The organism is Paenibacillus sp. EKM212P, assembly GCF_011066115.1.
GTDB classification, from domain to species: Bacteria; Bacillota; Bacilli; order Paenibacillales; family Paenibacillaceae; genus Paenibacillus; species Paenibacillus polymyxa_B.
Map to the genome: position 1 here is coordinate 1 of NZ_JAAMNR010000014.1, position 17,768 is coordinate 17,768.

At 46.3% G+C, this 17,768-nt stretch carries 3 protein-coding genes; all 3 read right to left on the reverse strand.

Annotated elements, in window-relative coordinates:
* Positions 1–3,609: non-ribosomal peptide synthetase (locus G9G54_RS23695; protein WP_238808374.1), on the reverse strand; the 3,609-nt coding region annotated here is incomplete at its 3' end.
* A 32-nt stretch (positions 3,610–3,641) separates the two neighbouring features.
* Entirely contained in the window at positions 3,642–8,267 is a 4,626-nt protein-coding gene (locus G9G54_RS23700; RefSeq protein WP_165179831.1) for a non-ribosomal peptide synthetase, read from the reverse strand.
* A gap of 23 nt (positions 8,268–8,290) precedes the next feature.
* Positions 8,291–17,164: an amino acid adenylation domain-containing protein gene (locus tag G9G54_RS23705; RefSeq protein ID WP_446723032.1), complete on the reverse strand. Its 8,874-nt coding sequence runs from the start codon at positions 17,162–17,164 to the stop codon at positions 8,291–8,293.
* Between the last annotated feature and the right edge of the window lie 604 nt (positions 17,165–17,768).

The window sequence follows — 17,768 nt, forward strand, 5'->3', positions numbered from 1 at the left end:
GCCGTCTACCACCATATGATGAATAGCCAGTAGCAGATGGTCCCCATCAGCGCAGTGGAACAGGCCCGCTTTCAGCAAAGGCCCCTCATTCAGTCGGATGCTACTCTGAATAGTGCTCGCACGGGCTTCTATAGCTTGACCCAATACGGGACCGATCGGCACGTCTTTGAAATCGGCCACTTCCAGATCATACAGCTTCCCTTCCTTCACTCCGCGGTTCCACGCTTCCCAGCCTTGCTCCCCCTTGCGGAACACCATCCGTAACGCATCATGATGCACCGCCAACTGCGTCAATGCCTGACGTAGCAGCTCTTCCTCGAATCCCTGTTCCCGATGAAGCATAACCGCCTGATTAAAGTGGTCCGGCACAGGCTGCCCTTGCTCCACAAACCACTGCTGAATCGGCGTCAGTAGAACGGCTCCCTCGATCTCTTCCTGATCAGCTAATTGGGTATCCGACACACGCAGATGCGTGGCTAGCTCAGCAACCTCAGGGTACTTAAACAGGTCTTTAATATCCAGCTTGTAGCCTGCCTGCAGCAGGCGTGAGGATACCTGAATCGCCTTGATCGAATCCCCGCCCCGATCAAAAAATTGATCCGTCAATCCGACAGGACCGCCGCCCAGTACAGCCTCCCACACATGGGCCAGCGCCTGCTCCTCTGCTGTCTGCGGAGCCCTATATTCCTGCGTGGAACGGGAAATCTGCTCCGGTGCCGGCAATGCCTTACGGTCGATTTTGCCGTTGGGTGTGAGCGGCATTTGCTCCATCTGAACAAAGTGCGAGGGAACCATATAATTCGGGAGTTCTTCACTCAGCTGCTTGCGAAGTTCGCTCCCCGTCACTTCGCGTTCCGCCACGTAGTAGGCAACCAGTTCGTGTTGGTTTTGGCTGTTTGCATGTGCCAGTACGATGACCTCTTGCATGCGATCTGCCTTCAGCATAGCCGCCTCAACTTCGCCCAGTTCAATCCGGTAACCGCGAATTTTGACCTGCTGATCGATCCGGCCCAGATACTCAATGTTGCCGTTCGGCATCCATCTTGCCAGGTCGCCTGTCCGATACATGCGTTCATAGCCCGCTTCCCCATCTACAAACGGATTAGCCACAAATTGCTCAGCCGTTAATTCTGGGCGGTGCAAGTAACCGCGTGCCAATCCTGGACCGGATACACATAACTCTCCTGCTACTCCAGCAGGTAAAAGATGACCAAGAGCATCGATCATGTACACCCGGTGGTTGGGTACGGGACGTCCTATAGAAATGGTATCGATTGCTCCGGGGTGTTCCGACACCGGCCAAATGGACGTTGCTACCGAGTTTTCTGTCGGGCCATAGCCATTAAAATAGGCAACCTGATCCTTCCACTTGTTTACAAGCTCCATCGAGGAAGCGGAACCAGCGGTGAACAGAATACGCAGATCCGGCATTCGTTCTGGGTTTAGATACACGGCGTAGGTAGGAGGTAATGCCGCTACCGTAATTTTATGTTCCGCCATATACTGTTCAAACTGGTTGTAGTTCAGAATGATTTCCGAAGTAGGCACGTAAAGTGTCGCACCACAAAATAGCGCCTGAAATATTTCCCAGCATGCAGCATCAAATGCGTAGCTCGCAAACAGTAGGGCATGATCTGACGGACTTATCTGCAATGTTTCATCAAAATACGTTTTCAGGTTACACAATCCATGGTGCTCCAGCATTACACCTTTAGGCTGTCCTGTAGTACCTGAAGTATATATGACGTAGGCTAGATCGTTTGCTCCTGATACGGCTTCCAGATTTGATCCTTCCATGTGATATACAGTTGGATCTCCATCCAATACCAGAACTTTTCCTCCAAAGGCGGCTTCTTTGACCTTTTCCACAAGATGGGTTTGTGTTAAAAGCAGGTCTGCACCGGAATCTTCAAATATATAACGGATACGTTCCTCTGGATATGACGGATCGATGGGTACATATGCCCCTCCTGCTTTAAGAATAGCAAGAATGCCAACCACCATATCTATAGAACGATCAGTCATGAGTCCAACTAGCCGATCGGTTGTTGTGCCGTAACTACGCAGGGTACGAGCCAGTCGGTTAGCACGTTCATTCAGCTCAACATAAGTCAGACTGGAGTTCTCACAGACAATTGCTGTTGCCTTCGGTGTCTTTTCTACTTGTTTTTCAAAACAAAGATGGATGGTATCACTAGAAGGATATGAGATCTGTACTCCGCTAAATTCGGATAAAACCTGGCTTTTCTCTTCCGTTGTCAGAAATTCCAAAGCGGAAATCGGTAGATCCGGCTGTTGAACAATCTGCTCCAGTCCCCGTTTAAGATGAGCTGCAATTAGCTTAATCCAATTTTCATCGTAAACCAGTCGATTATAACTAAATGTAACTTCATACTGTGATCCAGGAACGACAATCACATTAAAATCATAGTTGGTCTGTACAATATCCTCTACGTCGGTAACCTGAAGTGTATCAGGCCCTTTTTCCGCATGAATAAGCTCCTCTGAATAAGGATAGTTCTCAAAAACAACAATATGACGGACTAAATTTTGTTTCAAATCCGTGTGATTCTGAATATCTGCCAAGGAAGAATAAGAGTACTGAGTAGACTCGATGTTGGAGTTTTGAACAGATATCAGCAGATCTGAGAATCTCTGGTCCGCATCACTGGTTATGCGTGTTGGTATTGTGTTAATGAACAATCCAACCATATTTTCAATTCCCGGAACTTCATCTGGTCTGCCGGATACTACGGACCCGAACACAACATCCCGGCTGCGGTTGTACATTTGAAGCAATAATCCCCATACCGTTTGAAATACAGTGCTGACTGTCGTGTGGTAGTGTTTAGCTATTCTCTCCATTCCTTGAGTCAGTTCTTTCCCCAGCTTGCATGTGTAACGTTCTGCTTCGAAGATTGGATTCAATGGACGGTTATACCCCGGCAAAATTGTTTCATTTTCAAGTCCATTTAAATACCCCCGCCAATAGGCTGTCGCTTCTTCCTTGTCCTGTTGCTCCAGCCACTGAATAAAACTGCTGTACGGATATACCGTATCCAATTGCGCAGGCACTCCAGACCGAAGGGAAGTATATATAGTAAAAAATTCCTGGGCTACCGTTCCCATGCACCAACCATCCATTATAATGTGATGAACATTCCAGACAAGCCTGCAAGAGTTATCATCCCATTGAAACAGGGCAAGCCGAATCGGAACATCTTTTTCCAAGTCAAAACCCGCTTGACGCTCTGTCTTTAAAAAGTCAGTAAAATGCCCCCTTTTCTCAGCTTCAGGGAAAACACTGATATTTTCGAAATGAACAGGCAACGCTTCACGTTCTTCCAGGACAATTTGAAGCGGACGTTCTGTTTCTTTATACATAAAAATGGTACGGAATATATCATATCGATTCATGAGCTGCTGCAAGCTTTGCTGAACCAAATGAACATCTAGCACTTCATTAAAGGTAATAACGGTCTGCTCAAAGTAAGCTTCTGATTTTGCGTCGAGGATGGAATGAAACAACATTCCCTCCTGCATCGGGGATAGCGGATAGATATCTTTAATATTTACCTGTGCCAAATCATTCACCTTTCCTTTATCCATGCAGAATTTGAGTTTCAACTTGCTGATATCCTTTATTTCAACAGATTTCCCAACTTATCCGATAATCGGCTTGATATGTGTTCAAATTGCCCCATAGACAATTGATTATATGTAAAATCCGTAGGGCTGCGCTCCGCCTGATCTTTAGTGCAACAATGATGGATAATATTCAATAGATGTTTTTTAAAGCCGATCGTTAATCGATCTACCGTCGCTACACCATATTCAAGCCCGTTATATTCAAATTCAAACCGAAGGATTCCGTTCGTGATCATGCCGTTAATGTCAAATGTATTCGTCTTTTCCGCACGCGGGCTTCTCTCACCATTGGCTAAGTCTGCTAATCGGGAAATACGCCAAGGCATGTCTGTCTTGTTTTCTTCGTCGAATTGTCCCAAATAATTGAAGCTGATTTCCGGGAATGGTGCAGCTACTAGAGAAGCGGCTTTAGTCTGGTCCTTGGTCAAATAACGTAAAATACCATAACCGACGCCCTTATTAGGCACCCGCCGCAGCTTATCTTTAACCATTTTGATCTGATAGGCCAAGTTCTCGGGTCTGTTGACCTCGATTACAAAGGGATACAGGGAGGTAAACCAGCCGACTGTACGAGAGATGTCCAAATCTTTAATGATCTCCTCCCTGCCGTGTCCCTCCAGCAAAATCGGGATTTCGTTGTAACCGCTCCATTCATAAAAAGCCAGGCCCAAGGCTGTAAGCAACAGATCATTCATTTCCGTATGATAGGCATGATGTACATGCTTCAATAGCTTTTCCGTCTCATCCCTGCTGAGTACCACCTCCGCTTGGCGTCGATCTTGCATCAGGCTAACCGCGATTTCATGATCTCTTGGCAACCGACGTATCCTGCGTGAATCTACATTGTTCCAGTAGCTGATTTCTTGGCGTACCTGTACACTTTCGGCGTAAGTGGCCAGTCCTGAAGCCCACTCTTTGTAAGCATCAGTCTTGGCGGGCAGATTCGGCATCTCACCCCGAGCTACCTGATCATAGGCGGTGCCCAAATCTTCCAGCAAAATTCTCCAAGACACACCGTCTACAATAAGATGGTGGATAACGATCATCAGATGATCTTCACCGGATAAATGGAATAAAGCCAAGCGTATGAGAGGACCTCGTTGCAGATCCAAACTGCTTTGCAGCTCATCGCCAATGTGTCGGATTTCTTCTTCAGGCTGGCTTGATTGTGTCAAATCATAGCTCGTTAATGTAAAGAACTCCCCTTCGTTCACTCCCCTGTTATAGGCGGTGGTTCCCTTTTCCTCTTCCACAAAAATGATGCGTAATGCATCGTGATGAGCTACCAGCTTGTCCATAGCGTTTTTCAGCCATAATTCATTCCATCCTCTATCATTTTGCAGCATGACTGCCTGATTATAATGGTGACGATCTCTCCGATGATGCTGAAAAAAATCGAGTTGAATAGGTGTCAATTCTACCTCACCTTCTACAATCCCCTGGGGAATGATACGGGTGATTTTTTTTATAAACGGTGCTATCAAGTGAATTTCAGGGTAACGGAATAAGTCCTTTACTTCCATTTTCAGGCCTTTGGCATTTAAGCGGATTGCAATTTGCAAGGCTTTAATCGAGTCCCCGCCAAGCTCGAAAAAGTTGTTGTGTAATCCAATTGGTTTAACGCCAATCACTTCTTCCCAGATCAAAGCGATTGTTTTTTCCAATTCATCCTGTGGTGCCTCATACACGCTATCCAACAGTGCTATTTCATCCGGTTCGGGCAGATTGGATCGGTCTATTTTCCCGTTATGGGTCAATGGCAACTGTTCCAATACAATGATTTGGGCTGGAACCATGTAGACTGGTAACTGCTGAGCCAGTTTATCTCGCAGCATGTCTTTCTCAGCTGCACCTGCAACATAGGCACATAAGTACTTTTGTCCCGCCGTGTCCAGTCGATCAACAACAACCGCCTGGCGTACTCCTTCCGTTTCGAGCAAAATAGATTCAATCTCTCCAGGCTCAATCCGGTATCCGCGAATTTTATATTGGTAGTCAGCTCGCCCGATAAAATCTATATTCCCATCTGGCTGCCAGCGTGCCAGATCCCCCGTACGATACAAGCGTCCACCGGGCGAGAAAGGATCAGACACGAATTTCTCCGCTGTAAGCTCCGGTCTGTTCAGATATCCCCGCGCTACAGAAGCCCCACCAATACACAGCTCGCCCGTTACACCGACAGGGACCGGACGCATCCTGTCATTAACAATGTATAACTTATGATTCGGTAGAGCTCTGCCGATAGGCACAATACCGGACAGCGGCAATTTTTCCAGCTCGTTCTCATAAAAGCTAGACTCGATTGCGGCTTCGGTAACTCCATACGTATTAATAATTCGCATCTTGCTGCCAAAACGGGTCAACATCTTACGGTAATCTGCAACAGCCAAGCTATCTGCTCCAGTAGTAAGCAGCTTTAGTGAACTGATATTTGTACCGTGCTCATAGATGTAATTCAATAGCAGAGCTAAAAGCACAGGAGGCGTCTCAAACGTAGTAATCTTCTGCTGCTCCAACAGTGTAGCCAGGGCAGCTGGATCATTTCTCACGTTTTCAGGACAAATGACTAAGGTACCTCCATTGACAAATGCCTTGGCCAAATCGCATGCAAACACATCAAACGACATGCTGGCAATTTGCAGTAGCTTAACTGGGAAATCTTTGAATCCTTGGCTGTGTCTGTAGCCGAGTGCAGTGTTGACATATTGTTGATGTTCAACCATAACGCCCTTGGGCTTACCTGTGGTACCCGATGTATAAATGACATACGCCAAAGAGCCGGGCTCATATGTGGAGATATACTGCTTGTTCGAATCCATCTCGGGCTGGAGTGGCAAGGTAGCGAGATCAACTACCTCGCCCATAAAATCCATTGTTTTCAGCCAGCCCGTCAGGTGAGATTGCGTAAGCACAATCGTCGTTCCGCAGTCACGCAGCATATATTCAATACGTTCTTCTGGATACACGGGATCTACTGGCACATAGGCAGCTCCTGCTTTCATAATTCCCAGCACCGCCACTATCATCTCAACAGACCTGTCAACCATGACAGCGACCAGACTCTCCCGTGTAATTCCACGCTTCTGCAAAAGATGGGCAAGAGCATCTGCCCTATCATTAAGTTGTCTGTAAGTGAGCATCGTATCTTCATATATGACGGCCGCTCGTTCTGGTGTACGCTCCGTCTGCGCTTCGAATATCCCGTGAAAAGTAAGTGCAGGAAACTGGACAACGGGTCCGCTCCATATTTTCGTCATATTAGCCTCTTCTTCGGTTGTTAACAGCCGAACGTCACGAAGGCAAACATCTGGATTGCTGGCAATTTGGAGGAAGACATGCTTCAAATGATGGGCCAGATGCTTCATCGCTTCACTGCTATAGACCTTACCGTTATAGGACAATATGAAACTCATTGCCTTCTTGTCTTCAACTTCAATGTTAAAGTCATACGGTATTTCTTCAAATAACCGGGCGTCTTCAATAATGAATCCGAGTTTGTCTTGCCAGTCCCGTCTCCCGATCATGTTTTCCAACGGATAGTTCTCGAATACAACGATATGATCAAGCAAGCGTTGCTTGAGTGCAGATTGCGACTGGATTTCAGCAAGTGAACAGTAACCGTTCATCCTTCCTTGGACAGAGGCTCTCTGGACATCGCGCAATAATTCAACAAAACTCTTTTCTTCATTTAATCTAATTCGTAATGGAATGGTATTAATGAACAATCCGACAATTCGCTCTACTTCATCCAATTCCGACGGGCGGCCAGATACCACCGTGCCAAAAACTACGTCCTTGCTTCCGTTGTAACGACCAAGTACAATTCCCCAGGCGGCCAGAAAAAGACTGCTAAGCGTGGTCCCATTGCATTCAGCAATCGTACGCAAAGTGCTGGTCTCTGTTTCCGTCAGCGTCGTTCTATATTCCTGCAGCAGATAGCCGCCTTTTTCAGGAGTTGTAGCTGGAGTTTTTAGCATCGGAAGTCCAGCCGTTTGTTCGTAACCTTGTAATACAGAACTCCAGTAGTCCTTGGCCGCCTCCTGATCCTGTTCTTCAAGCCAGTCGGCATACCCGGTGTAAGGTCGTGGTTCAGGCAATTGAACGGAACGGCCTGTACGATAGGCCTCATAGGCCGTTAACAACTCGTCCATTATGATGCCAAGACACCAGCCGTCCATAATAATATGGTGAAAACTTAAAAGCAACGTATAAGCATCTTTATCCGTCTGAAGTACAGCCATCCGGATGAGCATATCCCTGCTCAAATCGTAATGGGTGTTACGGTCCACATCCATAAATCTACGAATAGCGTCGGCTTGCTCCTTTCCGGTCAGCTCTGTCATATTTTCGTAAGTAATCGCCGTGTTTCGCTTTTTAAAGACAATCAGCCGCGAACGAGAAGCGGATTTATGATAAATGTTCGAGCGCAGCGTTTCATGACGCTGAACCAGTAACTGAAAGCTTTTTTGTAGGGCATTCCAATCCAGATCTCCTCGAATAGAAATACGTAATTGCTCGTAATAAGCCTGTGATTCTGGTTCCATCAGCGCATGGACGAGCATTCCTTCCTGTAAGGGAGTCAAGTTGACCACTTTTTCAATTTCAAGTCCTTTGATCATGGATATCCTCCTCGTACGAATCGTTATAGATTCTCATAAAACTGCTTCATGTCTTCAAACTCATCCAGATCCAAACCACGTGCTCCCACATCCGATGGTGTTAGTTGCCGTCCGGATTGGTCCAGACAATGCTGAATAATGCCCGACAAATGATGTTCAAAACGCAACAGAAGCATTCGGATAGTATCTGCTTCATACGCTTGACGGTTATAAAGCATGCAGATGGAAAGCTTACCGTCTTTCAGCCGCCCATCCAGATAGAGGTGATAGGCTAAATCTGAAACGCTACAATTCTGGTCGGACCATAATTCAACATCCATAGGTGATGTATGAAAGTGAGAGGAACTAACCGATTCAGAATGAATCAAGCGGAAGCCAATTTCCGGGTAATACTTAGCATTAAGTTCCGATTTACCGGAGGTTGCAGAGCCATATTTTAGTAATCCATATCCTAAACCCTGGTTGGGTACTTGCCGGACTGTCTCCTTTACGTTTCTGAGCAAAAGAGAACTGTCTTTCCCAGGCTCCATATCCAGGACAAGCGGATATATGGAACCGAATTGACCTACGGTTCTTGAAAGGTCCGGTTTGTCCGAAGTCACAGTTTGTTGCTCCCGATCATAATGTTCAAATCCAATGGAAATCTTAGACTGTCCGGACCATTCCACTATAGTCAGTCCCAATGCAGCAAGCAGTAACTCAGCGGTCACCGTATTATAGGTTTGGTTAGCCCGTGTTAACAGCTGGCTTGTTTTCTCGTCCGAAAGCTGTATGATGCAATGTTCTACTGGACGAAGTGTTTCTGAATGTACAGGTGCCTTATGGTCCTTCGGTATAAATTCGCCATCGAAATGAACCTTATCCAGCCAGTAGAGTTTCTCTTTGGCCAGCTTTTTGCTGTCTGCATAGTCTTCTAGCCACCGCATCCAGGAGCGGTAAGAATCTGTTTTGTCAGGAAGCACTATCGGTTCCCCGATAAGAGCTTGTTCATAGGCAGTTGTGAAATCCTCAAGCAGGATACGCCAAGATGTGGGATCAGCCACTAGAGGATCTACAGAAAGGAAGAACTGGTCGGAGCCCGACATCCGGAATAAGCCTGCGCGTACTCTGGGTCCCTCAAACATTCCATAACTGTTTTGAATTCGGAAGCATTCGGTCTGTAATTGCTTGCTAGCTTCATAGGCATCATCTGAGAGTGAGAACACATCAAGTGTGAACAATTCTTCATTTTCATCTCGGTACATAAGGATATTCGGCTCATCGATCGCCGCCAGACCAAGCCGTAGTCCCTCGTGATGAGTAGTCAATGTTTGCAGCACAGACCGTAACAGATCCTCATCGAAGTCCGGGTTACCCGCAAATAGCATGGATGTTGTCATACGCAAGGTGTAAAATGTACCCAGTTCATTCAACTGCCGCTGAATCGATGTTATTGGAATCTCTCCATGTATCGAATTCTGGTCTGTGTAGCGGAACAAAGTTGTCACAAGCTTGCTAAGGTCCTCAATGAACGGGTGCTCCATTAAAAGAGAAATGTCAAGGGAATAGCCATGCTGACGGAGACGTGAGGCCACCTGAACGGCCTTAATAGAATCGCCGCCAAGTAGAAAAAAATGATCTCGAACGCCTATATGATCACATCCCAAAACGTCTTGCCATACCATGACCAGCGCCTTTTCCACATCATTTCTCGGGGAAACATATTCCGTTTGTAAAGAGTCATCTCGGTCCGGCTCAGGTAAAGCCTTTCGATCAGTCTTTCCATTGGCCGTAAGAGGAAGCTGCTGTAAAGGCACCACATATGCTGGAATCATATAAAACGGCAGCTTCTGCTTGAGCGCATTTTGCACGTCCAGCGGACTTAATGGCTCAGAAGCCACAAAGTATGCACACAAATCCTTGTAGCCGTCTTTGTTTTCCCGAGCTACGACCACTGCTGACTGGATTCCGTCTACGGACAGCAACTGCGCTTCAATCTCACCCAGTTCAATGCGATATCCTCTTACTTTAACCTGTTGATCGATCCGCCCCAGATATTCAATGTTGCCGTCAGGCATCCAACGAGCCAAATCTCCTGTGCGGTACATCCGCTCATAACCCTCCGCTCCGCTATTAAACGGATTGGTAGCGAACTTCTCCTTTGTCAATTCCGGTCGATTAAGGTAGCCCCGGGCTACTCCTATACCACTGATACAAAGTTCTCCCACCACTCCAATCGGTTGCAATCGCTCCGTACCTTCCTGTACAACGTACAAATGAATATTATCAATCGGTTTACCGATCGGGATCACCGAGTGCTCTTCCACAGGCTCGCATTCAAAGAATGAAACGTCTACAGTAGCTTCTGTTGGACCATACAAGTTAATTAGTTTTGCGCTTCCAATCCCTGACATAATTCGATAGAAACGCGCCACCTGCTGAGGAGGCAATGCTTCGCCGCTGGCAAATACATGCTTTAGCGTTTTCAATTTGGCTTGCACGACTTCCCTTGGTTGCTGCTCCAGATATTCCAGAAAAATATGCAGCATCGCAGGTACAAAATGAAGGGTGCTTACCTTGTCTTCATTAATCGTGTTCAGGATCTGTTCGGGAGACTTTTCTCCGCCGATTGGCAACAAGCTTACTTTAGAGCCCACCATCGACCACCAGAACAACTCCCATACGGATACGTCAAAAGTAAAGGCAGTTTTTTGCAAAATCGTATCTTCTACGTTCAGCCCATATCTATTGTGCATCCAGCAGAGCCGATTCACGACGGAGCGGTGCTCAACAATAACCCCTTTCGGTTTCCCTGTGGAACCGGAAGTATAGATGATATAGGCCGCATGGTTGGGTTCTGCTAGAGGCGCAAGGTTGGAGGCATCTTCATGCCAGCTACTCATGCAGTCGGTCATAGGCTCCGTCGACCTGGACGCTTGCAAAGCCATGATCGTGGAAGCATAATCCAGCACCATTACCTTGCAGTCCGCATATTGCTTCAGCTGTTCTGCAAACTGTGGTTGTGTCAGCACCAGTTGTGTTCTTGAATCTTCAAGCATATATTGAATTCTTTCTTGTGGGTATCCCGGGTCAATGGGTACATAAGCTCCACCCGCTTTTAGAATTGCATAGATGCCAATCATCATCTCAGGTGAACGCTGAGCGATAATCCCCACCGGCTGATCCGGTCCCACTCCTTCCGCCCGCAGCGTTCGCGCTAAACGATTCGCCAGCTCATTCAACTCTTGGTAAGTCATACACTTATCTCCAAATATGATTGCCATGTCATCTGGAGTCCTGCTAACCTGCTGCTCAAACCTTCCATGAATCGTTGCATCCCGCGGAAAATAGGCAGAGGTGTTGTTGAACTCATATAGTAATAAGTGCTTATCTTCTTCTGTCAGCATATCCATGTCAGCCAAGCGAATTCCGACATCTTGAGTTGCGATTTCCAACACTTTTATATAATGGAGGGCAAATCGCTCAATCGTCTCCAACTTAAACAGGCTGGTCGAATACTCCCAGGTGAAAGTTAAATAGTCTTGAGTTTCCGTTACATGTAATGAAAGATCGAACTTCGATACACCTGCATTAAACTCATTCGGTTGCAAACGAAGTCCCTCGAATTCAATGAACTCTGTTCCCTTATTTTGCAGACTGAACATCGTATCAAAGATGGGATTGCGGCTTACATCGCGTACTCGATCCAATTTGTCGACCAGTTGTTCAAATGGATAATCCTGGTGCTCCAACGCAAGCAGAGTGTTATGTTTGACGTCCTCCAGGAAAGCACTGAATGGCTGGGACGCTAGCGGTCGATTACGGAGAACTAAAGTATTCACAAACATGCCGATCATCGCTTCCGTATCCGCATGCCCTCTACCCGCTGCCGGCGTACCTACGAGGATGTCCTCTTGCCCGGAGTATTTGCTTAACAGCACATTATAAGCTGCCAAGAGCACCATAAAGAGCGTTGCTCCCGTGTCTCTTGCCAATTGATTAAGTCTATCCGTTAGCTTGGATTGCACAATGACGGTAAGGCTGTCCCCTGCGAAGCTCTGACTTGGCGGACGAGCAAAGTCAGTTGGCAGGTCCAATACAGGGAGCTCGCCGTGCAACGTGTCTAACCAAAATGCTTCATCCTTTACTTGGCTGTTTCCGGCATAATGTTGTTTTTGCCAAACGACATAGTCTTTGTAGTGCACGTCAATGGGGGCAAGCGGCATACCCTGATACCGCGTGCTGATCTCATCCATTAATACTGCCATCGAGAAGCCGTCTGAAATGATATGGTGCATATCGATCAGCAACATAAACTGGTCACGATGGATTGCGAACAGCTCAGCACGAATTAAAGGAGCTTTACTCAGGTCAAAAGGCTGAATAAACAGTTCATGGGCGTGATTAGCATCCTCTTCGGAAATTGGAGTAACAGGAATGTCCAGTGAAAGCATATCCTGTACCTTCTGTACGGTTTCCCCGTCTACTAACTCAAAATACGTCCGAAAGGATTCATGCCGTGAAAAAACCTCCTTCACTGCATCAATGAACCTGGAAACGTGTAACTCTCCCTCTATATGCAGTTGACCCGATACATGATACGCTGCACCTCCACCCAGTTGATCCAGCACATACATTCTTTTTTGAGCGGGAGATACCGGATAAAAGGGCTGTAAATCTGCCGGAACAAGCGGCTCAAACTTTCGCTTTTGTCCTCCTCTTACATGTGCCGCCAGTTGTGCAATCGTTTGCAAATGTAAAATTTGTACCAGCGGAATATATACTTCGAATTCCTTGTTAATTCTGCTTAGAATAACAGTCGCTTTTAAGGAGTCTCCACCCATTTGAAAAAAATTATCGTTGTATCCGATATTAGATACATTCAAAACTTCCTTACATATGGATATCAGTTTGTCCTCAATCATATTACCGTCAGAAACCTGCTTCTGCGAATCCTCTATCCTGATATCTTCTGGTTTCGGTAATGATTGAAAATCCGGCTTCCCATCAGCCAAAAGAGGGATGCTATCCATCAAAACCCAAAAGCGAGGTTGCCCATAATCAGGAAGTATTGAGCTTACACTCTCTTTCAGCTTCGCTATATCCCACGAATTAGAATTATTGTCCACTATATAAGCTACTAGATACGATGAGTTACTGCTCTCGCCGTCTTTCCGTGCCGTCAAAACACAGGCATCCAAATCCAGTGCTCGCAAAAGATGTTTCTCTATCTGCTCAAGATTCACTTGATGCCCGCGAATAAGAACATCTCGGTTAACTGCACCAATATGTCGAATTCTCCCTCCAACCTCGACATAAGCCCATTCCAGCGTCGTTCCCAGTAAACCAGCGGATGTGGCCAAATATACTTGTCCGATGGTACCCGTAGGAGACGGATGTTTATATTTATCCAAGACACAAGGATAATTCCCTTTAGAATCCGAGTGTGTCGCCCACACTTCCAGAAGCCGCTCCCTTTGCGTACTTCGAAGCAAAGACAGCGCAGATACACGCATTCCGTCTTCCTGCACAATCGAGCTTAGCAGATGTAAAAAGTATTGCGCCCATACCTCTATAGTGTCTTGTTGAAAAAGACTCGCAGCATAGTCAAAATCAAGCCGCAATTGCTGACCAGACTCCGTAACATTCAGGAACAACTCATACTGACAGGACAATATTTCATGTTCCAACAATTCTGTTTCCAGTCCGTAATAGTGAAACTCCGGAATGGGCCTATCCATATTGAACAACACCTTAAGAATGGGCAAATGGCTTAATCCTAGCTGGGCAAGTCCGGCAAAGCTGTATTTCTGATAAGCATCCAGCGTATGCATTACTCGCTTGACCGTCTGCGTGAATTCCGTGAACGTTGCTCCAGAGTCTACCTCACAAATCACTGGAAGTAAGTTAACGCAGTGGCCAATTAGCGGGGACACACCCATATGAGATTGCCCTGCGGTTGGAATACCTACTATTATTTGATTTTGGCCTGTCAGTCTGTGCAATAAAAGCTGAAAAGCAGACAATAAAGTCACAAACAAGCTGTTGCCAAGCCGAATACTGACTGATTTCAGTTGCTTCACCAGAGGCGCATCCACCACAATGGTGTGCCGTGCTCCGCGCGAAGAGGGAGAGCTGATGTTGCGTTGGAGAGACGGCAAGTCAAGAACTGGCAATGGCTTCGCAAGTACATCCGACCAAAAAGCAAGGGCAGCTGCTCCACCTGCCTCTAACTGGTTTTGCTGCCATGCTGCGAAAACTCGGAACGGAACAGGATCGGGAAGCGTGCAGCGTTCGCCCCGTACACAAGCGGAATAAAGTTGTTCCAGTTCATGGAAAAATACACCGATGGACCAGCCATCTGCAATCAGATGATGAAATGTAAATGCAGCGATGTGCTTCTCATTCGACGTTTTTAAAAGCTGGATACGGAATAAAGGTTCCCCCGCACTTATTGGGAATACGGTCTCCCTGTCCTTCTCCATCCAAGCACGGATATCGTGTTTCTGCTCCTCTCCAGAAAGACTGCTGATATCATGTAGCGGAATGCTGACAGTCATTGCCGGGGCGATGATCTGCGTTTCTCCGTCCTCCCCCATAAAGGTGCGTAAGGCTTCGTGGCGCTCAACGATGTGATGGACAGCCTCATTAAATTCCTTAACATGTAGCGGGCCCCGGAAACGCAGTAAAACAGTCTCATGAAGCGACTCCGACCCCTTTGAATCCGAGACTGAGGCGAACCATAACTGCTTCTGATCCGGAGTCAGCTTAATCGTCGATTCCTTAAGGTCTGCAGTTGCAGTTTCAGGAAAAAAAGCCTTGTTTAGATCGCTTTCATGAGGGTGCAGATCCGGCAGAAATCCTCCTTTGCGCAGCTCATTAACGCTCTCTTTAATTGCCTGTACAATTCGCTCCATATCTTCCGAAGTATGAGCCGTTGACAAAAAACAGTTACGGCCTTCCCATATATAAATTCCTTTATCCAGCATGTGATAGAAGAATAGTTCCAAGTCACCTTTAAGGACGAAGCGGAACAAGGAACCGAAGTAAACGACCTTTATAGGTATCTGTTCCTCCGTAAAATAGTGGTTCAGTTCTGCTGCGAGCGCCTTCGTACGACTATTCAGCTCGTTATGCAGTTGCCCCCTGTCCTTCTCCAACCGCTCTAGTACGGCCAGCGAAGCTGCCATAGCCAGGGGGTGATGGCAAAAAGTTCCCGCTACAAACGTTCGCTGTTGCTCACGCGGTGGATAAGAGTCATCTCCGAAGCTCCACATTCCTCCATCAATTCCATCCATGAACGATGCTTTCCCTGCCACGATACCGATCGGAAGACCGCCGCCAATGATTTTACCGTAAGTTACAAGGTCGGCTTCAATGCCGCACCACGCCTGCGCACCCCCCGGCTGAATACGGAAGCCCGTAATTACCTCATCAAAAATGAACGCGGTCCCGGATTGCTCCGTAATCTGGCGTACTTCCTTCAGAAAAGCTGCGGGCTGGAAATCAGGGCGCCGACTCTGCACTGGTTCTATGAGAACAGCAGCAAGTGCATGGGCATGGGAGCGGATATATTGGAGTGACTCGTCCGTTCCATAGCTGAGCACAACGACATCGTCCACCATGTGCTGTAGTACACCAGGTGCCAGAGGAGTGGAAAGTTGTTCCCTGTCATCCGTTGCTCCCCCCAATGCCAATATTCCATCAAAAGTACCGTGATAGGAACCAGAAAAAATCACCACTTTATCCCGCCCGGTGGCAGCCCGTGCTAACCGAAGAGCGACCATAATCGCCTCTGTCCCCGAGTTATATAGCGCAATTCGTTCCATGCCTGTCATTTTGCAAATTTTTTCGGCAATCTGCCCGGCCATATTAGACATCGGTCCAAGGCACATCCCGTTATGTATTTCCTTCTCTATCGATTCACGAATAAAGGATGGGTTGTGACCAAACAAATTGACCCCAAACCCCATCGTCAAATCAATATATTCATTACCATCCAAATCCCAAATTTTAGAACCCTCTGCACGTTGGGATATAATCTGATACACCATTTCCTTGAGAGCAAGCCTAAATCCGGCCACATTCCGGTTATTGGCGTATACAGATCTGTATTGCTGAGTATATTCTTTGGTCTTTCGTGTGCGCATCGTGTAATGTTCAATCAGCTTTTGCAGATGCTTTTCCTGCCTAAGTGAAAGTGAATTATGGGTTTGTACATTTATTTTTTGATAGGGAACAAATGCTTTCGGTTTTTTTCTGTCTGGCAAAACAGCTGACATGGAAGCCTGTACGGGGGAAACAGAAGTAACTGTGGCAGCTACCTCCTTCATCGCGGATGTCTGAGGCTCGACAGCAGTTTGTAGTGAATGCGATTCAGGCATTGCCACTGGTGCAAGCCGAGATTGACACAGTATTTCTATCTGCTGCGACATGAGTTGAAGTTGCATTTCTAAAATTCGTTCTCTCCCCGCAAATATATCCTTATTTGATAGCTTGCTTTCATGGGATGCAGGATCTTCTATAGGGATAGTGGATTTTTGACTCCAGTCCGGCAAGACGGAAGGCACCGAAGAGGTGACACTGGACGACGCAGTCAACTGAAGCTCCTCCGAATTCCGGGTCAATTCTTCAGAGGTCGAGGTTACCCTATCAGCAATATAGTTTGTCAGCAACTCCAGCGTAGTCAGTGATTCAAAAAACTCGTTCATCGGGATATCCAAGCCAAACGTACTTTTAATGCTGTGTCTAACCTGAGATAGAAGAATAGAGTCTAAACCCAGTTCTAAAAAATGTTTTTGCGGCTCTAATTCGTCTGGACTGAGTTGGGATACACTTTCGATTATTTTTGACAGTTTATTAGCAATCGTAGATTTTTGCGGATTGGAAGCAGATTCCGTCGAGAAATACTCATTCACCATCTTTTCAGACTCCTTTACTGTGGGGTATTCAAGGAATAATTTTATCCTTTCCAGCTGTGACGCTAGCCTAAAAAGCACGATATAACCTAGCTAGGGGTAGAGATAAAGTTCTCATAGGAAGGTAATTATGAACGGTCCACTGTATAAGGAAACCATCCTTATACTAATAAAATATAATTATCCATCTGGTAAAGCGAGGATCTAATTTGTTTTATTAAACCATTAATGGCTAAATTCTTTAATTCAACTTATTATGCAGGATATAGTTTTTTTCCAGTATTGATTCTTAAAAACTCAAATCTTTTCTTTTACCCGCTGACATGAGTCCTCATAAACTTTAAAATTTATGACACTTAAATCTCAAATTAAAGACTCAAAAGCTTTAATATGGTTGCTCTGCCCTTTACGAGGATTACAACCACCTACAAAATATGACCTTTGTTGACTCCTGTCGATTCAGCGCAGCCTCACGGCCCAATTGCGATTTCCTCTCCGACCGACTCTTTCATAACTGATGCCCACACTACTAAAAATGCCAAGTCCTAAGAATAGAACCTGACATTTTACCAAATTTGGAGCGTAAAGACGTCGAAGTACACTT